At 61.2% G+C, this 23777-nt stretch carries 21 protein-coding genes; 16 read left to right on the forward strand and 5 right to left on the reverse strand.

Annotation, left to right across the window (positions count from 1 at the left end):
* Nucleotides 1–97 precede the first annotated feature (97 nt).
* Together GDV60_RS06310 and GDV60_RS06315 are read right to left on the reverse strand one after the other, a co-directional pair.
* Nucleotides 98–1336 (reverse strand): HlyC/CorC family transporter, encoded by a 1239-nt coding sequence (locus tag GDV60_RS06310; protein WP_159906643.1) that lies wholly within the window; start codon nucleotides 1334–1336, stop codon nucleotides 98–100.
* Nucleotides 1337–1348: 12 nt separating this feature from the next.
* Nucleotides 1349–2161 (reverse strand): inner membrane protein YpjD, encoded by an 813-nt coding sequence (locus GDV60_RS06315; protein ID WP_029296177.1) that lies wholly within the window; start codon nucleotides 2159–2161, stop codon nucleotides 1349–1351.
* A 234-nt stretch (nucleotides 2162–2395) separates the two neighbouring features.
* On the opposite strand from GDV60_RS06315, the gene ffh reads away from it, so the two are divergent.
* The 12 genes from ffh to GDV60_RS06375 all read left to right on the forward strand — a co-directional run bounded on the left by ffh (nucleotide 2396) and on the right by GDV60_RS06375 (nucleotide 16425).
* A complete protein-coding gene (ffh, locus tag GDV60_RS06320) occupies nucleotides 2396–3772 on the forward strand; it encodes a signal recognition particle protein (protein WP_029296179.1) in 1377 nt (458 codons plus the stop codon).
* Nucleotides 3773–4022: 250 nt separating this feature from the next.
* Nucleotides 4023–4274, forward strand: coding sequence for a 30S ribosomal protein S16 (gene rpsP / locus GDV60_RS06325; protein ID WP_003175899.1), 252 nt, complete (start codon nucleotides 4023–4025; stop codon nucleotides 4272–4274).
* Nucleotides 4275–4279: 5 nt separating this feature from the next.
* Complete coding sequence (gene rimM, locus GDV60_RS06330; RefSeq protein ID WP_010565276.1) at nucleotides 4280–4816, forward strand: ribosome maturation factor RimM; 537 nt, start codon at nucleotides 4280–4282, stop codon at nucleotides 4814–4816.
* Nucleotides 4798–5571: a tRNA (guanosine(37)-N1)-methyltransferase TrmD gene (trmD, locus tag GDV60_RS06335; RefSeq protein WP_169852258.1), complete on the forward strand. Its 774-nt coding sequence runs from the start codon at nucleotides 4798–4800 to the stop codon at nucleotides 5569–5571. The genes rimM and trmD overlap by 19 nt, the downstream gene beginning before the upstream one ends.
* A gap of 45 nt (nucleotides 5572–5616) precedes the next feature.
* Complete coding sequence (rplS, locus tag GDV60_RS06340) at nucleotides 5617–5967, forward strand: 50S ribosomal protein L19 (RefSeq protein WP_003175895.1); 351 nt, start codon at nucleotides 5617–5619, stop codon at nucleotides 5965–5967.
* A gap of 82 nt (nucleotides 5968–6049) precedes the next feature.
* Nucleotides 6050–6463: an acyl-CoA thioesterase gene (locus tag GDV60_RS06345; RefSeq protein WP_070994760.1), complete on the forward strand. Its 414-nt coding sequence runs from the start codon at nucleotides 6050–6052 to the stop codon at nucleotides 6461–6463.
* A 108-nt stretch (nucleotides 6464–6571) separates the two neighbouring features.
* Nucleotides 6572–7468 carry a site-specific tyrosine recombinase XerD gene (gene xerD / locus GDV60_RS06350; protein WP_092233889.1) on the forward strand — a complete coding sequence of 299 codons (897 nt, stop codon included), beginning with the start codon at nucleotides 6572–6574 and terminating at the stop codon, nucleotides 7466–7468.
* A 141-nt stretch (nucleotides 7469–7609) separates the two neighbouring features.
* The gene (locus tag GDV60_RS06355) at nucleotides 7610–8341 is read left to right on the forward strand and encodes a thioredoxin fold domain-containing protein (protein ID WP_029296279.1); all 732 of its coding nucleotides are present in this window, start codon (nucleotides 7610–7612) and stop codon (nucleotides 8339–8341) included.
* A gap of 127 nt (nucleotides 8342–8468) precedes the next feature.
* A complete protein-coding gene (locus GDV60_RS06360) occupies nucleotides 8469–9773 on the forward strand; it encodes a homoserine dehydrogenase (RefSeq protein WP_029296281.1) in 1305 nt (434 codons plus the stop codon).
* 66 nt (nucleotides 9774–9839) lie between these two features.
* Nucleotides 9840–11249, forward strand: coding sequence for a threonine synthase (gene thrC / locus GDV60_RS06365; RefSeq protein ID WP_029296283.1), 1410 nt, complete (start codon nucleotides 9840–9842; stop codon nucleotides 11247–11249).
* Nucleotides 11250–11526: 277 nt separating this feature from the next.
* Entirely contained in the window at nucleotides 11527–15111 is a 3585-nt protein-coding gene (locus GDV60_RS06370; RefSeq protein WP_256587912.1) for an ATP-binding protein, read from the forward strand.
* Nucleotides 15112–15195: 84 nt separating this feature from the next.
* A complete protein-coding gene (locus GDV60_RS06375) occupies nucleotides 15196–16425 on the forward strand; it encodes an EAL domain-containing protein (RefSeq protein ID WP_104911697.1) in 1230 nt (409 codons plus the stop codon).
* A gap of 58 nt (nucleotides 16426–16483) precedes the next feature.
* Here the strand turns inward: GDV60_RS06375 and GDV60_RS06380 are convergent, their stop codons facing one another.
* Nucleotides 16484–17146 (reverse strand): response regulator transcription factor, encoded by a 663-nt coding sequence (locus GDV60_RS06380; protein WP_029296289.1) that lies wholly within the window; start codon nucleotides 17144–17146, stop codon nucleotides 16484–16486.
* 206 nt (nucleotides 17147–17352) lie between these two features.
* Here GDV60_RS06380 and GDV60_RS06385 point away from each other — a divergent pair, with 206 nt between their 5' ends.
* Nucleotides 17353–17637 carry a DUF3509 domain-containing protein gene (locus tag GDV60_RS06385; protein ID WP_159906645.1) on the forward strand — a complete coding sequence of 95 codons (285 nt, stop codon included), beginning with the start codon at nucleotides 17353–17355 and terminating at the stop codon, nucleotides 17635–17637.
* Nucleotides 17638–17807: 170 nt separating this feature from the next.
* On the opposite strand, the gene GDV60_RS06390 is transcribed toward GDV60_RS06385, so the two are convergent.
* Both GDV60_RS06390 and GDV60_RS06395 read right to left on the reverse strand, forming a co-directional pair.
* On the reverse strand, nucleotides 17808–18692 hold the full coding sequence (locus GDV60_RS06390) for a TIGR02285 family protein (RefSeq protein ID WP_070994762.1): 885 nt from the start codon (nucleotides 18690–18692) through the stop codon (nucleotides 17808–17810).
* A gap of 25 nt (nucleotides 18693–18717) precedes the next feature.
* Nucleotides 18718–19917, reverse strand: a complete 1200-nt coding sequence (locus GDV60_RS06395; protein ID WP_070994763.1) for a CaiB/BaiF CoA-transferase family protein — start codon at nucleotides 19915–19917, stop codon at nucleotides 18718–18720.
* A gap of 147 nt (nucleotides 19918–20064) precedes the next feature.
* Between GDV60_RS06395 and GDV60_RS06400 the strand changes: the two genes are divergently transcribed.
* From GDV60_RS06400 to GDV60_RS06410, 3 genes are all read left to right on the forward strand, one after another.
* Nucleotides 20065–20607, forward strand: coding sequence for a YaeQ family protein (locus GDV60_RS06400; protein WP_029296298.1), 543 nt, complete (start codon nucleotides 20065–20067; stop codon nucleotides 20605–20607).
* A 161-nt stretch (nucleotides 20608–20768) separates the two neighbouring features.
* Nucleotides 20769–22478 (forward strand): single-stranded-DNA-specific exonuclease RecJ, encoded by a 1710-nt coding sequence (gene recJ / locus GDV60_RS06405; RefSeq protein WP_159906647.1) that lies wholly within the window; start codon nucleotides 20769–20771, stop codon nucleotides 22476–22478.
* Between the two features lie 170 nt (nucleotides 22479–22648).
* Nucleotides 22649–23755, forward strand: coding sequence for an NADH:flavin oxidoreductase/NADH oxidase (locus GDV60_RS06410; RefSeq protein WP_029296302.1), 1107 nt, complete (start codon nucleotides 22649–22651; stop codon nucleotides 23753–23755).
* The last annotated feature ends 22 nt before the right edge of the window (nucleotides 23756–23777 follow it).

Below are 23777 nucleotides of genomic sequence, written 5' to 3' on the forward strand. Positions count from 1 at the left end.
GGGCTTGCCCGCGATGCAGGCGCCTCGGTGTATCAGTGATACCGAGGTGATGCTATCGCGGGCAAGCCCGCTCCCACACAAGCCCAGCCGCGGTGAGTCAGGTGGCTATCGGTGCCGAGCCTATATGCCAGATCAGTACCTTGCTCACCCGGTTGTCCTCGGTCTCGAGGATTTCCAGGCGATAGCGGCCGATTTTCAGGCACACCGCGCAATCGGGAATGGTTTCCAGCGCTTCGGTCACCAGGCCGTTGAGGGTCTTGGGGCCGTCGCTGGGCAGGTGCCAGCCCAGGCACTTGTTGAGTTCGCGGATCGACACCGCGCCATCAATCACGTAGCGACCGTCTGGCTGGGGCTGGATCAGCGGGTTATCCAGGCTCTGTTCGCTTTCGAATTCGCCGACGATTTCTTCCAGGATGTCTTCCAGGGTGACGATGCCCAGCACTTCGCCATATTCGTCCACCACCATGCCCAGGCGGCGTTGTTGTTTGTGGAAGTTCAGCAATTGCAGCTGCAGCGGCGTGCTCTCCGGCACGAAGTACGGCTCGTGGCAAGCCGCGAGCAGGGCGTCCTTGGTCAGGCTGGCGTCGGGCAGCAAGTGCTGGATCTGGCGGGTGTTGAGCACCGCCTCGACCTGGTTGATATCGCTGTGGAACACCGGCAGGCGTGTGCGCTGGGAGGTGCGCAGCTGTTCGATGATGTCTTCGATAGGGTCATCGAGGTTGATGCCGTCGACTTCACTGCGCGGCACCAGGATGTCATTGACGGTGATGTTGTCCAGGGCGTGGATGCCGGGCATGCCCGGGGCGCGGTCTTCGCTGTCGTCCGTGGCCTGCTCGTCGGAGCGGTCGGGCTGAGGCTCGTCGCTATTCTTGACGATCCCCGACTTGCGGGCGAAAGGGCGCAGCAGCAGCAGGCTGATGCCATTGAGCACCCAGGCCAGGGGGTAGAGGATCTTCAGCGGGATGCCCAGCAGTGTATTGCCAAACCCCAGCACCGCGTGCGGATAGCGGGTGGCCAGGGTGCGGGGCAGGTAGTCGGCCAGTACCAGCAACAGCCCGCTGGAGATCAGCCAGCCGAGCCAGGGACCGTTTTCGGCCCAGGCTCGGATCGCCAGCAGGGTGCAGAGAATCACCACCACCGCGCGGCACAGGGTGTTGCACAGGATCAGGCTGTTGCGCGGGAAGCTGAGGCGGGCAGCGGCCTTGTCGCCCTGGCGTGTACCAGGGCGCAGGGCCAGCAAATGGTGCTGGGCGGCTTCGATGGCGGTAAACAGCGCCGACCACAACACCAGCAGCGCGACTACCGCGAGCATTGGCTCAAGGGGCAAGTTGTCCATGATCGTTGCCCGTCAGATATGCAGGATGAATTCGCGAACCAGCTTGCTGCCGAAATACGCCAGCATCAGCAGGCAGAAACCGGCCAGGGTCCAGCGGATCGCTTTGTGCCCACGCCAGCCCAGGCGATTGCGGCCCCACAGCAGCACGCTGAACACCACCCAGGCCAGGCACGCCAGCAGGGTCTTGTGGACCAGATGCTGGGCGAACAGGTTCTCGACGAACAGCCAGCCGGAAATCAGCGACAGCGACAGCAGCGTCCAGCCGGCCCAGAGGAAGCCGAACAGCAGGCTTTCCATGGTCTGCAGCGGCGGGAAGTTCTTGATCAGCCCCGAAGGATGCTTGTGCTTGAGCTGGTGGTCCTGCAAAAGCAGCAGCAAAGCCTGGAACACGGCGATGGTGAACATGCCGTAGGCGAGGATCGACAACAGGATATGGGCGAGGATGCCCGGCTCTTCATCGATCACCTGCACGGTGCCGGTGGGGGCGAATTGCGCCAGCAGCACCGTCAGCATCCCCAGGGGGAAGAGCAGCAACAGCAGGTTCTCCACCGGGATCCGCGCGCAGGCCAGCAGCGTCAAGGCGATGACCGCAGCGGCAATCAGGCTGGCGGCGCTGAAAAAGTCCAGGCCCAGGCCCACCGGCGTCATCAGGTGGGTGAACAGGCTGGCGGCGTGGGCCAGCAAGGCGAGCACGCCAAGCCCGGCCAGCAGGCGTTTGTCCGCCCTGGCGCGTTGAGCCAGGCGGGTGCCCTGATAGAGGGTCGCAGCGGCATACAAGAGTGCGGCGGCGAGACTGGGTAGCAAACTGGGTGACAAAGGGAGCATAAATCCTGTTAGGCAAGCCCGAAAGCCGATGAGTTTGGCACACACCTGCGTTCCACGAAAGACCACCGGGCCAGACAGCGGGTGTGCATGGCGGCAGTCTTCGCTATAATCCGCGACCTGCCCACGCCGCAGGCTCGCCGAGCGCTGTTTTTAATAGCGATTTATCACAGCCTGGGCCGCCATTACCTCGGTCTACCAATGCATTTCGATGAATAGGGCCTGAAAGGATCGCGCATGTTTGAAAATCTGACTGACCGTCTCTCGCAGACGCTGCGCCATGTCACCGGCAAGGCCAAGCTGACCGAGGACAATATTAAAGACACCCTGCGCGAAGTGCGCATGGCATTGCTGGAAGCCGACGTTGCCTTGCCTGTGGTCAAGGATTTCGTCAACTCGGTCAAGGAACGTGCGGTCGGCACTGAAGTGTCCCGCAGCCTGACGCCGGGCCAGGCCTTTGTGAAGGTCGTCCAGGCCGAACTCGAAAGCCTGATGGGCGCGGCCAACGAAGACCTGAACCTCAGCGCCGTGCCGCCGGCCGTTGTGCTGATGGCCGGTTTGCAGGGTGCGGGTAAGACCACCACCGCTGCCAAGCTGGCGCGCTTCCTCAAAGAGCGCAAGAAAAAGTCCGTGATGGTGGTCTCGGCCGACGTATACCGTCCGGCCGCGATCAAGCAGCTGGAAATGCTCGCCGGTGAAATCGGCGTGACATTCTTCCCGTCCGACCTGAGCCAGAAGCCGGTCGACATTGCCAACGCGGCTATTAAAGAAGCCAAGCTCAAGTTCATCGACGTGGTGATCGTCGATACCGCCGGTCGCCTGCACATCGATGAAGAGATGATGGGCGAGATCAAGGCGCTGCATGCCGCGATCAACCCGGTAGAAACGCTGTTCGTGGTCGACGCCATGACCGGCCAGGATGCGGCCAACACCGCCAAGGCCTTTGGTGATGCACTGCCGCTGACCGGCGTGATCCTGACCAAGGTCGACGGTGATGCCCGTGGCGGTGCCGCACTGTCGGTGCGCGCAATCACCGGCAAGCCGATCAAGTTCATCGGTATGGGCGAGAAGACCGAAGCGCTCGAGCCGTTCCACCCTGAGCGTATCGCCTCGCGTATCCTCGGCATGGGCGACGTGCTCAGCCTGATCGAGCAGGCCGAACAGACCCTCGACAAGGACAAGGCCGACAAACTGGCCAAGAAGCTGAAGAAGGGCAAGGGCTTCGACCTCGAAGACTTCCGTGATCAGCTGCAACAGATGAAGAACATGGGCGGCCTCGGCGGCCTGATGGACAAACTGCCGAACATCGGCGGTGTGAACCTGGCGCAAATGGGCAATGCCCAGGGTGCGGCAGAGAAGCAGTTCAAGCAGATGGAAGCCATCATCAACTCCATGACCCCGGCCGAGCGCCGCGACCCTGAGCTGATCAGCGGTTCGCGCAAGCGTCGGATCGCCATGGGTTCCGGCACCCAGGTGCAGGACATTGGTCGCTTGATCAAGCAGCACAAGCAGATGCAAAAGATGATGAAGAAATTCTCGGCCAAAGGCGGCATGGCCAAAATGATGCGCGGTATGGGCGGTATGATGCCCGGTCGTGGCATGCCGAAGATGTAAAGAATTCGCGCAAGAGTTCGCTCTTGTGCAGACCCACAGGGACGTGGGATCTCCAGCAAACCCGCCGTTGGCGGGAGCTGACTCGCCGTTTTAACCGACGGCTCTATAGCAAATCTGAATGGCACGCGGTCAGGCGCCGGAAAAAGACATTTGCAAAAGTCCGGATATTCCTTAGAATATGCGGCCTTTCGGGCACCCATGCCCGCTGTGCATTTAGATTTGCAGCACCGACTACAGGAACGATGTTCACATGCTAACAATCCGTCTTGCCCTTGGCGGCTCCAAAAAGCGCCCGTTTTACCACTTGACCGTAACCGACAGCCGCAACCCGCGTGACGGTTCGCACAAGGAACAGGTTGGTTTCTTCAACCCTGTTGCTCGTGGTCAAGAAGTTCGTCTGTCCGTGAACCAAGAGCGCGTAGCCTACTGGCTGAGCGTTGGTGCACAGCCTTCCGAGCGTGTTGCCAAGTTGTTGAAGGACTCGGCTAAGGCCGCAGCCTGAGCAATATGAACGCGACGCCAGCTGTTGCTGATGATTTGATCGTTATCGGCAAGATTTACTCTGTTCATGGCGTTCGCGGCGAAGTGAAGGTGTATTCCTTTACTGATCCGACTGAAAACCTGTTGCAGTACAAGACCTGGACGCTCAAGCGCGAAGGTAGTGTGAAACAGGTCGAGCTGGTCAGTGGACGTGGGAACGACAAGTTCCTGGTCGCAAAGCTCAAGGGTCTCGATGATCGTGAAGAAGCACGTCTTCTGGCCGGTTATGAGATCTGCGTGCCGCGCAACTTGTTCCCTGAATTGACCGACGGCGAGTACTACTGGTACCAGCTGGAAGGTCTGAAGGTTATTGATCAACTCGGGCAATTGCTTGGGAAAATCGATCATCTTCTGGAAACCGGCGCCAATGATGTAATGGTGGTCAAGCCTTGCGCTGGCAGCCTGGATGATCGCGAACGCCTGTTGCCCTATACCGAGCAATGTGTGTTGGCCGTCGACCTGGCAGCGGGCGAAATGAAGGTGGAATGGGATGCGGACTTCTAAGCGTGGCTAATTTGCGCATTGAAGTGATCAGTTTGTTTCCCGAGATGTTTTCCGCCATCAGCGAGTACGGCATCACCAGTCGGGCGGTGAAACAAGGGCTCTTGCAGCTCACTTGTTGGAACCCGCGAGACTACACGACGGATCGACATCACACTGTGGACGATCGCCCATTTGGCGGTGGCCCGGGCATGGTGATGAAGATCAAGCCCCTGGAAGACGCCCTGGTTCAGGCCAAGGCAGCAGCAGGGGAGAAGGCGAAGGTAATTTACCTGTCCCCTCAAGGCCGCCAGCTGAAACAGGCTGCGGTACGCGAACTGGCGAATGAGGAAGCACTGATCCTGATTGCCGGTCGCTATGAAGGCATTGACGAGCGTTTTATTGACGCTCATGTCGATGAAGAGTGGTCGATTGGGGACTATGTCCTGTCTGGCGGTGAGCTGCCGGCGATGGTCCTGATAGATGCGGTTACACGACTGCTGCCTGGAGCTTTAGGGCATGCGGACTCCGCGGAGGAAGATTCCTTCACGGATGGTTTGCTGGATTGCCCGCACTACACCCGACCGGAGGTGTATGCGGATCAGCGTGTTCCCGACGTATTGCTAAGTGGCAATCACGCACACATCCGGCGTTGGCGTTTACAGCAGTCCCTTGGTCGGACCTATGAACGACGCGCCGATCTTCTGGAAAGCCGCTCGCTTTCTGGAGAAGAGAAGAAGCTGCTCGAGGAATACATCCTCGGGCGGGACGATAGTTAACAACGTATCGATGGTAGATCCGACGATTTACCTTAGGAGCACAGCATGACTAACAAAATCATCCTTGCACTCGAAGCAGAGCAGATGACCAAAGAGATCCCTACCTTTGCCCCGGGCGACACCATTGTCGTTCAGGTGAAAGTGAAGGAAGGCGACCGTTCGCGTCTGCAAGCGTTCGAAGGCGTAGTTATCGCCAAGCGTAACCGTGGTGTGAACAGTGCTTTCACTGTTCGTAAAATCTCCAACGGTGTTGGCGTAGAGCGTACTTTCCAGACCTACAGCCCGCAAATCGACAGCATGGCCGTTAAACGTCGCGGTGACGTACGTAAAGCCAAGCTGTACTACCTGCGTGACCTGTCCGGTAAAGCAGCTCGCATCAAGGAAAAACTGGCTTAAGTCCAGCTTCCCGATGCAGAAAAAAGCAGCCTACGGGCTGCTTTTTTGTGCCTGAAATTTGCCACTTGCCCGGAACCCGTTCATGACCACCCGTCTCGAAGAAATCCAGCGTCGCACCGACCTGTCTGTGACCCATGTAACCAAGGCCGTATTCCCGCCGACCACCAACCACCACAACACGCTGTTTGGCGGCACTGCATTGGCGTGGATGGATGAAGTGTCATTCATTACCGCCACACGTTTCTGCCGCTTGCCGCTGGTGACGGTTTCCACCGATCGTATCGACTTCAACCACGCGATCCCGGCCGGTTCCATCGTCGAACTGATTGGCCGGGTGATCAAGGTCGGTAACACCAGCCTCAAGGTAGAAGTGCAAGTGTTTGTCGAGAGCATGAGTGCCGATGGCCGCGAGAAGGCGATCCAGGGTGTGTTCAGCTTTGTGGCAATCGATGCCGACAAGCGTCCGGTGCCGGTGCTGCCAGGGTTTGTAGACTGACCTGAGACCGCGTCGCTGCTCTTGCAGGCAAGGCATGTATTTCCCTGTGGGAGCTGGCTTGCCTGCGATAGGATCTACCAGACACTGAAGTAATCAACCTGAGCCCCCATGCCCGCCATTGACCACCCCCTGATCGACCGCTTCCTTGATGCCCTCTGGCTGGAAAAAGGCCTGTCGGACAACACTCGCCAGTCCTACCGCAGCGACCTGGCTCTGTTCAATGGCTGGCTATTGGAGAGAAACCTCGAGCTGAGCCAAGCCGGGCGCGAGTTGATCCTCGATCACCTGGCCTGGCGCCTTGAACAAAACTACAAACCGCGCTCCACCGCAAGATTTCTCTCGGGAGTACGTGGGTTTTATCGCTACTTGCTCCGGGAAAAGCTGATTGCGGTCGACCCGACCCTGCAAGTCGATATGCCGCAACTCGGCAGGCCATTGCCCAAATCCCTGTCGGAAGCCGACGTTGAAGCCCTGCTGGCCGCGCCCGACCTGAGCGAGGCCATCGGCCAGCGTGACCGCGCCATGCTGGAGGTGTTGTATGCCTGCGGCCTGCGCGTCACCGAGCTGATCAGCCTGACCCTGGAGCAGGTCAACCTGCGCCAGGGCGTGTTACGGGTGATGGGCAAGGGCAGCAAGGAACGCCTGGTGCCCATGGGTGAAGAGGCGATCGTGTGGGTCGAGCGCTATATGCGCGATGCCCGCAGCGAACTGCTCGGCGGGCGCCCCAGTGACGTGCTGTTTCCCAGCCTGCGCGGCGAGCAGATGACCCGCCAGACCTTCTGGCATCGCATCAAGCACCAGGCCAAGGTGGCCGGGATCGGCAAGTCGCTGTCCCCCCACACCCTGCGCCATGCGTTCGCCACCCATTTGCTCAACCACGGCGCGGACTTGCGGGTGGTGCAGATGTTGCTGGGTCATAGCGATCTGTCGACCACGCAGATTTACACCCACGTGGCGCGCGCAAGGTTGCAGGAGCTGCACGCCAAACATCACCCAAGGGGCTGACAGGCCCCAATTTGGCCGCCGGCGTCTGCCCTGGCGCCCAATTGTGGTAGGCTTTGCCGGTTTGCAAAGGGGACGGCCCCGAGCCGTGTTTCCAGATCGGCGTCCTGGCCTTCGTCCCTGCATCTGCCTTCAGGAGTTCCCATGCGCTTGACCCAGATTTTCGCCGCCGCAGCTATTGCGTTGGTCTCAACCTTTGCCGTCGCCGATGACGCCGCCGAGAAGACAATCCGTAAGAGTCTGGAAAGCCTCCAACTCGAAACCCCGGTCGAAAGCATCAGCGCCAGCCCCATGGCCGGCCTGTATGAAGTCAAACTCAAGGGCAGCCGCGTGCTGTACGCCAGTGCCGACGGCCAGTACATCGTCCAGGGCTACCTGTTCCAGTTGAAAGACGGCAAGCCGGTCAACCTCACCGAGAAGGCCGAGCGCCTGGGCGTGTCCAAGTTGATCAACGGTATTCCGGTTGCCGAAACCGTGGTGTACCCGGCCATTGGCGAGACCAAGACCCACATCACCGTATTCACCGACACCACCTGCCCGTACTGCCACAAATTGCACGCCGAAGTGCCTGAGCTGAACAAGATGGGCGTCGAAGTGCGCTACGTCGCGTTCCCGCGCCAGGGCCTGGGTTCGCCGGGCGACAAGCAGTTGCAAGCGGTCTGGTGTTCGGCTGACAAGAAAGCCGCCATGGACAAGATGGTCGACGGCAAGGACATCAAGGCTGCTGCCTGTGCCAACCCGGTGTCCAAGCAGTTCAACCTGGGCCAGTCGATCGGCGTGAACGGTACGCCGGCCATCGTTTTGGCAGACGGCCAGGTCATTCCGGGCTACCAGCCTGCACCACAAATCGCCAAACTGGCGTTGGGTGCCAAATAAGCAGTATCGTCGAGCCTTTGACGGTCAGACCCGCCGAGCTGTCGACGGGTCATTAATAGCGAGCCGCAGTTGTGCGGCTGTTTTTCACGGCCGACCTTGAGTCGGCCGTTTCATGGGGAGTTCTTCAGTGAAACCGGTCAAAGTAGGCATCTGTGGGTTAGGGACCGTCGGTGGCGGCACCTTGAACGTACTTCAGCGTAATGCTGAGGAAATTTCCCGCCGTGCAGGGCGTGGGATTGAAGTGGCACAAATTGCCATGCGTACGCCAAAGCCTCAGTACCAAACGACCGGTATTGCGATTACCAACGACGTCTTCGACGTGGCCACCAACCCTGAAATCGATATCGTCATCGAGCTGGTGGGCGGCTACACCGTCGCCCGTGAGCTGGTGCTCAAGGCCATCGAAAACGGCAAGCATGTGGTCACGGCCAACAAGGCGCTGATTGCCGTGCACGGCAATGAGATCTTCGCCAAGGCCCGCGAGAAGGGAGTGATCGTTGCGTTCGAAGCAGCGGTGGCCGGCGGTATCCCGGTGATCAAGGCGATCCGTGAAGGCCTGTCGGCCAACCGCATCAACTGGGTAGCCGGCATCATCAACGGCACCGGTAACTTCATCCTGACCGAAATGCGCGAGAAGGGCCGTACCTTCGAAGACGTGCTGGCCGAAGCCCAGGCCCTGGGTTACGCCGAAGCCGACCCGACATTTGACGTCGAGGGCATCGACGCAGCGCATAAGCTGACTATCCTGGCGTCCATCGCCTTTGGCATTCCGCTGCAGTTCGACAAGGCCTACACCGAAGGCATCACCAAGCTGACCACCGCCGACGTGAACTACGCCGAAGCCCTGGGCTACCGCATCAAGCACCTGGGCGTGGCGCGCAGCACCGCGGCCGGTATCGAATTGCGCGTACACCCGACCCTGATCCCGGCCGATCGCCTGATCGCCAACGTCAATGGCGTGATGAACGCGGTGATGGTCAATGGCGACGCCGCCGGTTCGACCCTGTTCTACGGCGCTGGCGCCGGCATGGAGCCGACCGCTTCCTCGGTGATTGCCGACCTGGTGGACGTGGTTCGCGCCATGACCAGCGACCCGGAAAACCGCGTGCCGCACCTGGCCTTCCAACCGGACTCGCTGTCGGCGCACCCGATCCTGCCGATCGAAGCCTGCGAAAGCTCCTACTACCTGCGCATCCAGGCCAAGGATCATCCGGGCGTGTTGGCCCAGGTGGCCAGCATCCTATCGGAGCGCGGTATCAACATTGAGTCGATCATGCAGAAGGAGGTCGAAGAACACGACGGCCTGGTACCCATGATCCTGCTGACGCACCGTGTGCTGGAACAGCACATGAACGATGCCATCGCCGCCCTGGAAGCCTTGCAAGGCGTGGTCGGGCCGGTGGTACGGATCCGCGTCGAACACCTTAACTAACGATAGGTTGCAGAGGCCCCGCAGGTTCGGCGGCCTCTGTTCAAGAATGTTGTAGAGGAGCCAGTCATGCGTTACATCAGCACCCGCGGCCAGGCACCGGCCCTGAATTTCGAAGACGTCCTGCTCGCAGGCCTCGCCACCGACGGCGGTCTGTACGTGCCGGAAAACCTGCCACGTTTCACCCAGGAAGAAATCGCCTCCTGGGCCGGCCTGCCGTACCACGAGCTGGCGTTCCGGGTCATGCGCCCGTTCGTCACCGGCAGCATCCCCGATGCCGATTTCAAAAAGATCCTCGAAGAAACCTACGGCGTGTTCTCCCACAACGCCATCGCTCCGTTGCGCCAACTGAACGGCAACGAATGGGTGCTGGAGCTGTTCCACGGCCCGACCCTGGCGTTCAAGGATTTCGCCCTGCAACTGCTCGGTCGCCTGCTGGACTACGTGCTGGAGAAACGCGGCGAACGCGTGGTGATCATCGGTGCCACCTCCGGTGATACCGGCTCGGCGGCCATCGAAGGCTGCAAGCACTGCGAAAACGTCGACATTTTCATCCTGCACCCGCACAACCGTGTCTCGGACGTGCAGCGCCGGCAGATGACCACTATCTTTGGCGAGAACATCCACAACATCGCCGTCGAAGGCAACTTCGATGACTGCCAGGAAATGGTCAAGGCCAGCTTTGCCGACCAGAGCTTCCTCAAGGGCACGCGCCTGGTAGCGGTGAACTCGATCAACTGGGCGCGGATCATGGCCCAGATCGTTTACTACTTCCACGCCTCGCTGCAGCTGGGCGGGCCGGCGCGTTCGGTGTCGTTCTCGGTGCCGACCGGCAACTTCGGCGATATCTTCGCCGGCTACCTGGCGCGCAACATGGGCCTGCCGATCAACCAATTGATCGTCGCCACCAACCGCAACGACATCCTGCACCGCTTCATGAGTGGCAACCAGTACGTCAAGGAAACCCTGCACGCGACCCTGTCGCCGTCGATGGACATCATGGTCTCGTCGAACTTCGAGCGTTTGCTGTTCGACATGCACGGTCGCAACGGCGCAGCCCTGGCCGGCCTGATGGACAGCTTCAAGCAAGGTGGCGGTTTCAGCGTCGACCAGGAGCGCTGGACCGAAACCCGCAAGCTGTTCGACTCCCTGGCGGTGGACGATGCCCAGACCTGCGAGACCATCGCCGAAGTCTATGCCCAGACCGGCGAGCTGCTGGACCCGCACACCGCCATTGGCGTCAAGGCCGCGCGCGAATGCCGCCGTAGCCTGGATATTCCGATGGTCATCCTCGGCACGGCCCATCCGGTGAAATTCCCCGAGGCGGTGCAGAAGGCCGGTGTCGGCAAAGCCCTGGAACTGCCGCCGCACCTGGCTGACCTGTTCGAGCGTGAAGAGCGTTGCACCGTGCTGCCTAACGACCTCAAAGCCATCCAGGCGTTTGTCAGCCAGCATGGCAATCGTGGGAAGCCGCTCTGAGTCCAGGAGTGCTGCTCGCGTAATGAAAACGGCGCTTGTCCAGAAATGGGCCAGCGCCGTTTTTCTTGGTCACCTGTGGCGAGGGGGCTTGTCCCCCGCTGGGCTGCGTAGCAGCCCCAACACCCCCACCTCGGTATATCTGATTAAACTGAGTAGGTCTTAATGGGGCTGCTGCGCAGCCCAGCGGAGGGCAAGCCTCCTCGCCACAGGTGGGAGTTGATCCTTAAGCGCGGTTACCGCAGCACACCCGATAACAACCAACAAGGAAGCCCACAAGGTGCCGTTCACGACCCGATGGCGCCAGTGCCTACTGAGCCTGCTCCTGCTCGGCCAACTGCCCGTCAGCCTGGCCGCCGTCAGCCTGCCGTTCAATCTGGTGCCGGCGTTTATCACCCTGCCGCCCATGACCCTGGCGCCCGCCGAACGGCAGTGGCTGGCACAGCATCGCACCTTGAAAGTGGGGATCTCTATCGATGATTACCAACCCATCGATATCACCCGTGATCACAATCGCTACCAGGGTATCAGCGCCGATTACTTGAGCCTGGTGGGCGCGCGGCTCGGCGTGCCGATGCAGGTGATGGGTTTTGCAGAGCGGGCCCAGGCGGTGGAGGCGTTGCGCAGCGGCGCTATTGATATCCTCACCAGTGCCAACGGCTACGAGCGGGATGTGCCCGGCCTGGCCTTTACCCCGGACTATATGCCGGATCGTTCAGTGGTCGTGGTGCGTACTGATGACGTCCTGCAAGACGATCTCAAGGATAAGAAAGTCGTGTTGCTTGATGGCTACGCCAACGTCAAGAACGTGCATGCGGCGTACCCGCAAAGCCACATCATGCTCGCGCCCAACCTCTACAGCGGCCTGGAAGCCCTGGCCCAGGGCGATGTGGATGCGTTTATCGGCAATGAAGTGATCGTGCGTGCCTACAAGTCCCTGCGACCTTACCTGGGGATGCAGATCAAGGAGCAGAGCCGCCTGGCGCCGATTGGCTTTGCCTTCGCCACGCGCCAGGCCGACCCCTTGTTGGGCCGGATGATGGACCGCGCGCTGCACAGCATCGATGACTCGGTACGCCGCGAAATTCTCGCTCGCTGGACCACCGGCCTGGGGGTGGACGTTGACGGTGAGCGTATCCCCCTGACCGCCGCCGAGCAGGCCTGGATGCTGCGCCATCCCCAGGTAGTGGTGGCGGCCCAGCAATACTCGCCGTATGTATTCAAGGACAAGGACGGCCGTTGGGTAGGGATGAATATCGACCTGCTTAATCGCCTGTCACGCATGACCGGTGTGCAGTTTGTCCTCGAGGAAGTGTTTTCTACCGCGCAAACCCTGGAACTCCTGGAAACCCACGGTGCGGACATGAGTACCACCCTGGTGGAAAATACCGAGCGCCGGCGCTTTCTCGATTTCAGCCATGGTTTTGGCGGCGCCGGCTGGGTGTTTGTCGAACGGGTCGATGCGCCGCCGGTGATCAACCTGAGCCACCTCTCGGGCAAGGTCTTGGCGTTGCCCGCGCGGCATGTGCTGGAGGCCTATATCCGTCGCGAATACCCAGAGATCCGCCTGCGCCTGGTGCCCAACTACATCGAGGCCCGCGCTTTGGTCGCCCGGGGAGACGCCGACGCGACCATCCAGAGTGAAGTGGAGGTACAGAGTTACCCGACCGATGAGTTGCGGGTCGGTCGCAGCGTCGATGGCAAGTGGTCCAGCGACAGCCTGGCCGTACGCAAGGACCATCCCGAGTTGCTGAGTATTTTGAACAAGGCCCTGGAGGCCTTGCCGGTGGCTGAACTGAGCGCCCTGCGCTTGCGTTGGATGGGCGCGGTGGCAGTCCCGGTGCCCGCCTGGCAGCGGGTGCCGTCGTGGGCCTACTGGACGGTCGCCACGGCGCTGCTGTTGGTGCTGATGTCGCTCGTCTGGAACAGCCGGCTCAAGCGCCAGATCCGCCAGCGGGTCGAGGCCGAGCGGCGGCTCAATGACCAGTTGGCCTTCAAGCGGGCCTTGCTCGACGGTATTCCCAACCCCGTATTTGTGCGCGATCTTGCTGGCCGCCTGGTCACCTGCAACAAAAGCTATGAGCAACAGATGTCCACCCGGCTGGAGCTGATTCGCGGCCTGACCCTGCCACAGAGCGCAGTGCTGCCTGACACCACGGCCTGGCGCCTGCATATCGGGCATATGGAGCAACTGGCCACACAGCAGTCGTTGTTTGTCGACCGCCAGTTGGAGTTCAACGGCGGCATTGCCCACGTTTATCAATGGACCGTGCCGTTTTATGACGCCAAGGGTCAGTTGCAGGGCTTGCTTGGCGGTTGGGTGGATATCAACGAGCGCAAGGTCCTGGAAACCCAACTGATGGACGCACGGCGCGCCGCTGATGCCGCGAACTACGCCAAGAGCGCCTTTGTGTCGAACCTCAGCCATGAGATCCGTACACCGATGACGGCGATTATCGGCCTGCTCGAACTGGAGCAGGAACGCGCCCTGGCCTCGGGGGCGCCTGTCTCCGAGGCGCTGCAGGTGGCCCATCGTTCGGCACGGGAACTGATCGCCTTGATGGGCGATAGCCTGGACCTGGCGAAGATCGAAGCCGGCCACCTGCAACTGGCGCCACAGACCACCGACCTGAAAGGTTTCTTTGAAGGCATCCAGCGACTGTTTGAAGCCACCGCGCAGAAAAAGGGCCTGCACCTGACCCTGGCGTTTGATCCCCAGGCGCAAGGCTTCTATTGGTTCGACCCGCTACGCCTGCGCCAGGTCATGCATAACCTGCTGGGCAATGCGCTGAAATTCACGCAGCACGGAGAAGTGCGCCTGCGTGTGGCCTGCCAGGTGGATGGTGACGGTCATGAATACCTGCACCTGTGCGTCGAAGACACCGGGCCCGGTATCAGCGTTGAACAGCAGGCCCGGGTGTTCAAGCCGTTTATCCAGGGCAGCCCGCTGACAGCGGCCGAGCATGGCGGCACCGGGTTGGGCTTGAGCATCTGCCAGCAGTTGGTGGATTTGATGGGTGGGGAGATCACCCTGCACAGTGCCTTGGGCGAAGGCACCACCGTGTGCATCGACCTGCGCCTGGACCGGGTCGGCAGTGACGACCTGCCCGCGCCAGCCGCCGCCGTGCCTGTGCAGGCACCGGGCCGGGCATTGTCGGTGCTGATTGTCGACGACCTGCCGGCCAACCGCCTGGTGCTGGCCCAGCAGTTGCAATTCCTCGGGCATCAGGTGGTGGCCCTCAATAGTGCCGAGGCGGCATTGCAACGTTGGCGCAGCGAGGCGTTCGACGTGCTGGTGACCGATTGTCATATGCCGGGTATGTCGGGTTATGCCCTGGCCGAGGCCATTCGCCAGATAGAAGCCCAGGAGCAGCGCCCGCGTTGCGCGTTGGTTGGTTGCACTGCCGATGCCCAGGAAGACGAAGGGCAACGCGGCCGGCAGGCGGGTATGGATGTGCTGCTGGTCAAGCCGGTGACCCTGGAGCAATGGACCCAGGTATTGGCCCGGGTCACGGCCGTACCTGCCTTCGACCTGCAGGCTCTGCGCAAGATGACCCAGGCCGACGGGCCGATCCTGCAAAGCATGTTGCAGGAGCTGGCGAACAACCTTGAACACGAGCACCGCTTGTTGGGCAGCGCCATGGCCGAGCGCGACCTGGCGCAGTTGCGGGCCAGCCTGCATCGTCTCAAGGGTATTTGTTGCCTGGTGGATGCGCTGCCATTGGCCAAGGCCTGCATCGCCCTCGAAACCAGTGCCCGGGAGCACCGTGACGATGAACTGGCGCAGCATTGGCAAACCTTGTCCGCGACCATGGGGGTGTTGCAGCAAGAAATCCGGCCTTATCTACAGGCGCAAGAACAATAGGTGCAAGAATAGGACGCGTCCTATGGGGGCTTGCGCGGGTTTTGGCTAATGTGAACGATCTTGCACGTAGCCCCAGAGTTTCCCATGCGCTCACTCAAAGTCCTGATTCTCGAAGATCATCCGTTCCAGCTCATGGCCCTGCACCAGATGCTCAATGCCAACGGCGTGTTCAACGTACTCACGGCCGACAGCGTTGAGGTCGCCCGCCAGTCGCTGGCGAGCAAGGGCCCGGTGGATATCGCCATCTGCGATTTGTATCTGGAGCATGGCGACTCACTGGGGCTGATCCGCGAAATGGCTGAACACGGCCAGGCCCAGGTGCTGGTCCTGTTGAGCGACGCCGATCCCGATGTACTGGATGGCGTGGCCAACATGGCGCGCCAAGCGGGGCTCAATGTGCTGGGGTGCATGCCCAAGCCGGCTTCCGCCACTGCCATCGGGCAAATGCTCGAGGCGTGCCGGCAGCGCTTGCGACCTAGCCCGCAGGCGTTGTCCTGGGATCGCGTACGCCAGATGCTGGGGGTGAGTGAGTTCGCAACCGAGCAACTGTGCGCCGAAGTCGGCGAGGCGGCCATCGAGCGCTACGCCAGTGTCTGCTACCAGCCCATCGTCAGCCAGGCCGGTGACCTGCAAGGCGTGGAGGCGTTGGCACGCTGGCAAGACCCGGAGCATGGCCAGTTGATGCCCAGTGAGTTTCTGCCGCTGCTGGAGTTGGCGGGGCTGGAGCAGGCGTTTACCTGGTACGTGCTGGAGCAGGTGTTGCAGCTTTGCGCCCAGGTGACCCGGGACACGGGTCGGGAGCTGCCAGTATCGGTCAACATTCCCGGGCGGCTGCTGGAGCAGGAGCACTTCGCGCTGACCCTGCAAGGGCTGCTGCAACGCTATGCGGTACCCGCGCGCAACCTGACCCTGGAACTGGTGGAAACCTCGCGCCTGAAGACCGACAGCGCCCATGTCACTGGGTTGCTGCGCTTGCGGATGATCGGCTGCAAGCTGTCCATTGGCGATTTCGGCATCGGCGGTACCAGCCTGCAGCGTTTGCTGGAGTTGCCCTTCACCGAGTTGAAGATTCCCCCGGCGTTTGCCAGCGGGATGGCGGGCGACGAGCGCAAATGCGCGGTGGTTGCCGGCGCCATGAGCATGGCCGGGCACCTGGGGGTCGGCGTGGTGGTGACCGGGATTGAAACCCCCGCCGACCGCGACGCGGTGCGCGCGCTGGGGTCGGCATGGCTACAGGGTTGCCTGATTGCCCATCCGATGAGCGCCCAGGTGCTGCAACACTGGCTGGCGCAATCTACCGCGATTGCCCTGTAGGCGCCGGCTTGCCGGCGATAGCGGTCGAAAATCCTGCGCAGGACTTCAGGTGGCAAACCTAAGCCAACCCGTGTTCCTGCACGTAGATGAACAACGCGGCATCACTGATCAGCCCCAGCTTGCGCATGGCACTGACTTTCTGTGCGCTGACGGTCTGCTTGCTGCGATTGAGGTGGGCGGCAATCTCGCCCACGGTCTTGCCGCCTGCCAGCAAGCGGATCACTTCCAGTTCCCTGGGTGACAGCTGATGCTGCGAGTGCAGGCGATCAGCCCCCACTGCGCCTGCCAGGGCCAAGGCCTGTTGGATAGTGCGAGCCACATAGGGCCGCCGCTGGCGCACCTGGGCGATGGCCTCGGGGAGTTCGTCGGCCAGGCTGGCCTTGCTCAACAGGCCCATGACCCCAAGCTCCAGGATCGAATTGAACAGGCCGGCATTGTTGAGCATGGTCACCACCACCAGGGGCAGGTCGGGGTAATGCCGGCGCAGGTGCTCGATCAGGCGCAGGCCGTCGGCCTGGGGTTCGGCGGGCATCATGAAATCGGTGACCAGTACATCGCAGGGGCAGCGTTGCAGCAGGGCCGCGAGGGCCTGGGGCGAGTTGGCCTCACCGACGATGCGCACCTGCTCATCGCGCTCCAGCACTGCCCGCAAACCGATCAGGAAAATCGGATGATCGTCGGCGATGACAATACGCAAGGGCTGTTCAGACGCGTCTCTCACGGTGGACTCCGGCAATAATCAGGAGATTCTAGCCTGTCAGCGGCTGTTTTCTCTCTGTCATATTTGCCATGCATGCTCGATTGACTCAGCCCAAAGGCGAACTTTGTGCTTTGGACGACGGTCATTTACCTGTAGGAGCGAGCTTGTTTCCGGGCGGCGTTCCTACAGTGGTTATTTCTTTTTCTCATGATTGAGTGGTGATCGAGATGGAAAGTATCAGCCTATTGCTCGGTGAAGCGCTGAGCCCTTATCAGGTCACGCTGACCACCTCGTGTGTACACGGCGAGTGCCTGGTGACGGTGAAGAGCCCGACGGGCGCTATCGTGGTTGAACGCGAGGTGGATCGCGGGCAATTGACCGACAAGCGCGCCCTGGTGGACGTGGTGGATTGCCTGCACCGCGACCTGAAAATCGCCGAAGGGCGCCTGGAACCCTCGGTGATCGCAGCCTTGCGCAACGCCGCCCAGACACGCATCACCGTCCAGGCATGAACAAAGTTTTATCTTTGGAAACTTCCTACAGGAAGGCGAGTCAGACGTTGTAACAGCAGGATCAAGCATTGTGCTCCGGTGCTTGTAGCTTGTTGTACTGGTCTTTGTAGGCCACGTTTAACCCCGAGTTGTCTCCCCACTGCTCGGGGTTTCTTTTTGCCAAAAATTTATCAAGGCGGCGGTGTTTCACTGAAAAACCGCGGGTTGTCCCTGAGGTATTGCTCGCGCATCAGCGGGTCCAGCCTGTTGGCGTAGGACTCAAGCAGCGCTGCCTGGGGAATATTCTGCAACTCGCGGTTGATATGGCTGATGGCCTGGCGTCCCAGCGGGGTGTTCGAGCAACCGATATGGATCCGCTGATAACGCGGCATGCCCTTGATCGGATAGAACACCAGGTCCTGGGAATCCATGCCTTGTTGCGTGGCCTGGTAGCGGATTTCCGTCCAGTAGCCTAACACCGCTTCCAGCCGCCCCAGGCGCTGCATCTGCAGCAAACTGCCCAGTGCATCGTTGCCGTAGTGGGGGGTCAGCTCCAGTGGATCAGCGTGGATCAACTGTTCGTCAATCCCGGGTCCATAGCTACGCTCGGCGACAATCCCAAGACGTGTCTGCTGCGCACCAAGAAACCGCGCCAGATCGAATTTGCCGTCAACCACATAGCTTGCCAGGGCGTCCTGTCGGTTACGGCGAATCGCGATGCCATTGCTCAACACGGCAAATGCCGGTGTGGAAAAGACAATGTTCTTGGCCCGCGCGGGTGTCCATACCAGCGAGGGATCGCAGGTGAAGGAGGGCGCATTGAGCATTTGGATGCCACGGGCGCGATTGACGTGCAGGATCTGGTGGCGATATTGCGGCAGGCGCTCGATCAATAACGGCAGCATTTTATCAATGCTGCCCTGATCCTTTTGCGGGCCGTCGAAGATAGTCATCGGCGGCAGGTCACGCACCAGCCAGGTCAACGTTTCCTGTGCCTGGCTCGATAGCGGCAGCGCCACGAGCAGCGGGGCGGTGAGCCATAGGCGCCGTAGCGCCCTGATGAAACGGGCGGCCATTATCTTGAACGTGCTCCGAGCTGCATCAGATCGCGCCCTCCTTGCGCAAATGGGCCACGGCGTTGCTGTCGTAACCCAGGGCTTGCAGAATCACGGCATTGTGCTCACCCAGCTGTGGCCCGACCCACTCACAACTGCCAGGGGTGTCCGACAGCTTGGGCACGATGCCGGGCATCTTGAAATCCTTGCCGTCGGGCAGTTGGGCCTTGAGGAACATTTCCCGGGCCAGGTATTGCGGGTCGCCCAGCATATCTTCGGCGCTGTAGATCCGACTGGCCGGCACTTCGGCCAGGTTCAACTGCTCCACGACCTGCTCCAGTGACAAGCTGTTGACCCAGCGGTCGATCACGCCGTACAGCTCGTCGCGCCGGCTATCGCGGCCATCGTTGCTGGCCAGTTGTGGGTCATTGGCCAGGTCCTCACGACCGACCGCCAGCATGAAGCGCTTGAAGATCGCATCGCCATTGGCGCCAATTTGCACGTGCTTGCCATCGGCGGTGGTATGGATCGATGACGGGGTAATGCCTGGCATGATGTTGCCGGTGCGCTCGCGGATAAACCCGAACACATCGAACTCCGGGATCATGCTTTCCATCATCGCGAAGATGGCTTCATACAACGCCACATCCACCACTTGGCCCAGGCCGCCGTTGATCTCGCGATGCCGCAAGGCCATCAGTGCGCCAATCACCGCCCACAGCGCGGCGATGGAGTCGCCGATGGAAATCCCGGTGCGTACCGGCGGGCGGTCCTCGAAACCGGTGATGTAGCGCAGGCCACCCATGGACTCACCGACTGCGCCGAAGCCCGGTTGATCCTTCATCGGCCCGGTCTGGCCAAAACCCGAGAGCCGGACCATCACCAGCTTGGGGTTCAGGGCGTGCAGGGTGTCCCAGTCCAGGCCGAGTTTTTCGAGGACGCCGGGGCGGAAGTTCTCGATCAGGATGTCGGCGTCTGCCAGCAGTTGCTTGAGGATCGCCAGGCCGTCGGGATGCTTGAGGTTCAGGGTCAGGGACTTTTTATTGCGTGCCTGCACGAACCACCACAGCGAGGTGCCTTCATACAGCTTGCGCCATTTGCGCAGCGGGTCGCCGCCGTCAGGGGATTCGACCTTGATCACGTCGGCCCCGAACTCGGCGCAGATGCGCGAGGCGAACGGGCCGGCGATCAGTGTGCCCAGTTCGATGACTTTCAGGCCGGCAAGCGGTTTGGCGGTAAACGACATGAGGTTCCTTACAAGCGCAGGCAGGTGTGTATTGCCTTTTAACATAGGCGAGCGCCCCAGGGATAAGGATGATGCAGCGCAGGATTCGTTGAATGACCCCGCCATCGGTTAGACTGGCCGCCTTTTCCTGTCTCTAGAAGTCCGTTCATGGCCCAGCCGTCCACGACCTACAAGTTTGAACTCAACCTGACCGACCTCGATCGTTCGGTGTACGAGAGCGTCAAGCAAACCATCGCCCGTCATCCGTCGGAAACCGAAGAACGCATGACCGTACGGTTGCTGGCCTACGCCCTTTGGTACAACGAGCAGTTGTCGTTTGGTCGCGGACTATCAGATGTAGACGAACCAGCCCTGTGGGAAAAAAGCCTGGATGATCGGGTCCTGCACTGGATCGAAGTCGGCCAGCCCGATGCCGACCGTCTGACCTGGTGTTCGCGCCGTACCGAGCGTACCAGCCTGCTGGCCTACGGCAGCCTGCGGGTGTGGGAAGGCAAGGTGGTGCCGGTGGCCAACAACCTGAAAAACGTACATATCGCCGCCGTGCCCCAGGAAATCCTGGAAATCCTGGCCAAGGACATGCCACGGGTGATCAAGTGGGATGTGATGATCAGCGAAGGCACGATCTTCGTCACCGATGACCGCGGCCAGCACGAAGTGCAACTGCAGTGGCTGGTCGGCGAACGCGGCTAGAACCCAACACCGCCCTCTGTAGGAGCGAGCTTGCTCGCGAAGGGCGTCCACGATAACGCGGGCATTCAGAATTATTGCGGTGCCCATGCGTTTTTCGCGAGCAAGCTCGCTCCTACAGGGTGAGCATTTTTATCTATAGCTAGAGAAGCCCCCATCACCCCATGCGTATCGATCCCCGCCCATTGCCCGCTGTCCTGCCGTTCCTCGGTGAATTGCCACCGTTGCTGACCCGTCTCTACGCCGCCCGTGGCGTGACCTCGCAGGATGAGCTGGATAAGAGCCTGGCGCGGTTGATTCCGTATCAGCAGCTCAAAGGGATCGATGCCGCCGTGGACTTGCTGGTGACGGCCCTGGAACAACGCCAGCGGATCCTGATCGTCGGCGACTTCGATGCCGATGGCGCCACAGCCAGTACCGTGGGCACCCTCGGCCTGCGCTTGCTCGGGGCCGCCCATGTCGATTACCTGGTGCCCAACCGCTTCGAATATGGCTATGGCCTGACCCCGGAAATCGTCGCCGTGGCCTTGCAGCGCGAGCCGCAGTTGCTGATCACCGTGGACAACGGCATCTCCAGTGTCGAAGGCGTGGCGGCGGCGAAGGCGGCGGGGCTCAAGGTGCTGGTCACCGACCACCACTTGCCCGGCGATGAACTGCCGGCGGCCGATGCCATCGTCAACCCGAACCAACCCGGCTGCACATTCCCCAGCAAGGCCCTGGCCGGCGTGGGGGTGATTTTCTACGTGTTGATGGCCTTGCGCGCGCGTTTGCGCAGCCTTGGTTGGTACGACAAACAGCCACAGCCCAATATCGGCGAGTTGCTCGACCTGGTCGCCCTGGGCAGTGTGGCCGACGTGGTACCGCTGGATGCCAACAACCGCATCCTGGTCTACCAGGGCCTGGAACGGATCCGCGCCGGGCGTGCGCGGCCGGGCATCAAGGCGATCCTCGAAGTGGCCAAGCGCGACGCTGCGCGTATCACCTCCACCGACCTGGGCTTTATCCTCGGCCCGCGGCTCAACGCGGCCGGGCGCCTGGATGACATGAGCCTGGGGATCGAATGCCTGCTCACCAGCGACTTCGCCCAGGCCCGGGAAATGGCCGCGCAACTGGATGGCATGAACCAGGACCGCAAGGCCATCGAGCAGGGCATGCAGCGCGAAGCCCTGGCCCAGCTCAAGGACTTGCCGGTGGAGTCGATGCCATTCGGCCTGTGCCTGTTCGACCCGGAGTGGCACCAGGGGGTCATCGGGATCCTCGCCTCGCGTATGAAAGAACGCTATTTCCGCCCGACCATTGCCTTTGCCGATGCCGGTGATGGCCTGCTCAAGGGCTCTGGGCGTTCGGTGCCGGGGTTCCACATCCGCGACGCGCTGGCGGTGGTGGCCAGCCAGCATCCGAACCTGATCGCCAAATACGGCGGCCACGCCATGGCGGCGGGCCTGACCTTGCCTGAAGCGAACTTCCCGCTGTTCGCCGAAGCCTTCGACGCCGAAGTGCGCCGGCAACTGCGTGAAGAAGACCTCACCGGGCGCCTGTTGTCCGATGGCACCCTGGCCGTGGAGGAATTCCACCTGGAACTGGCCCGCGCCCTGCGCAATGCCGGGCCCTGGGGCCAGCATTTTCCCGAGCCGTTGTTTCACGGGGTATTTCAACTGGTGGAGCAACGGGTGGTGGGCGAGCGTCACCTCAAGGTGGTGCTCAAGAGTGAGTGTGGCGTGGTGAAACTCGATGGCATCGCCTTTGGCATTGACCGCGAAGTGTGGCCCAACCCGACCATTCGCTGGGTGGAGCTGGCCTACAAGCTGGACGTCAACGAATTCCGTGGCCAGGAAACCGTGCAATTGATGATTGCCCACATCGAACCGCGCTGAACCCTGTGCAATCCCCGGTTGTCGACTAGTCTCTAAGCACTGTGTGATTGGTCTTGTGACCTTGTCTGTTTTTTAGCCCGAAGGGGACGGGCCTTTCATCTTTTCGTCACGCGCACCGGTCAGACAGAACCCTGGAGCCAATGCCCACCGGATACGAGAAGAGGTGCCCCATGAGTCTGTTGCTTGAACCCTATACCCTGCGCCAATTGACCCTGCTCAACCGCATTGCCGTCTCGCCGATGTGCCAGTACTCCGCCGTCGATGGCCTGGCCAATGACTGGCACCTGGTGCACCTGGGCAGCCGCGCTGTAGGCGGCGCTGGTCTGATTTTCAGCGAAGCCACCGCCGTGACCGCTGATGGCCGCATCACCGCCCAGGACCTGGGCCTGTGGAATGATGCCCAGATTGAACCGTTGCAGCGCATCACCCGCTTTATCAGCGCCCAAGGGGCGGTGGCAGGCATTCAACTGGCCCACGCCGGGCGCAAGGCCAGCACCCATCGGCCGTGGATCGGCAAGCATGGCAGCGTCAAGCCCGAAGATGGCGGCTGGGTGCCGGTAGGCCCGTCGCCCATCGCCTTCGACCCACAGCACACTGCGCCACGGCAATTGGATGAAGGGCAAATCCGGCAGGTGATTGGCGATTTTGTGGCCGCCGCCAAGCGCGCCCTGACCGCCGGTTTCAAAGTGGTGGAAATCCACGCCGCCCATGGATATCTGCTGCATCAGTTTCTGTCGCCCCTGAGCAATCAGCGCCAGGATCAATATGGCGGCTCCTTTGAAAACCGTATTCGCCTGGTGTTGCAAGTCACCGAAGCGGTGCGTGAGGTGTGGCCGCAAGAGCTGCCGTTGTTTGTGCGCGTTTCAGCCACCGACTGGGTGGAAGACGGCTGGAACCCGGATGAAACCGTGGAACTGGCCCGTCGCCTGAAAGACCTGGGCGTGGACCTGATCGACGTATCCTCCGGTGGCACTGCGGCCAACGCAGAAATCCCTACGGGGCCCGGTTATCAAACGCGCTTTGCCGAGCGTGTGCGCAAGGAGTCCGGCATGGCCACGGGCACGGTGGGCATGATTACCGAGCCGGCCCAGGCCGAACATATTCTGCGCACCTGCCAGGCCGATATCATCTTCCTTGCCCGTGAACTGCTGCGTGATCCGTATTGGCCGCTGCACGCCGATGACGACCTGGGCGGGCGCAAGGCGATCTGGCCGGCGCAATACCAGCGGGCGACCCACCGCGACCAGCCGATTCATGAGTCTGACTTGCGCGACTGATTGTTTACATTTGGCACCCAGA

This window comes from Pseudomonas sp. DTU12.1, from assembly GCF_009873475.1.
GTDB lineage: Bacteria > Pseudomonadota > Gammaproteobacteria > Pseudomonadales > Pseudomonadaceae > Aquipseudomonas > Aquipseudomonas proteolytica.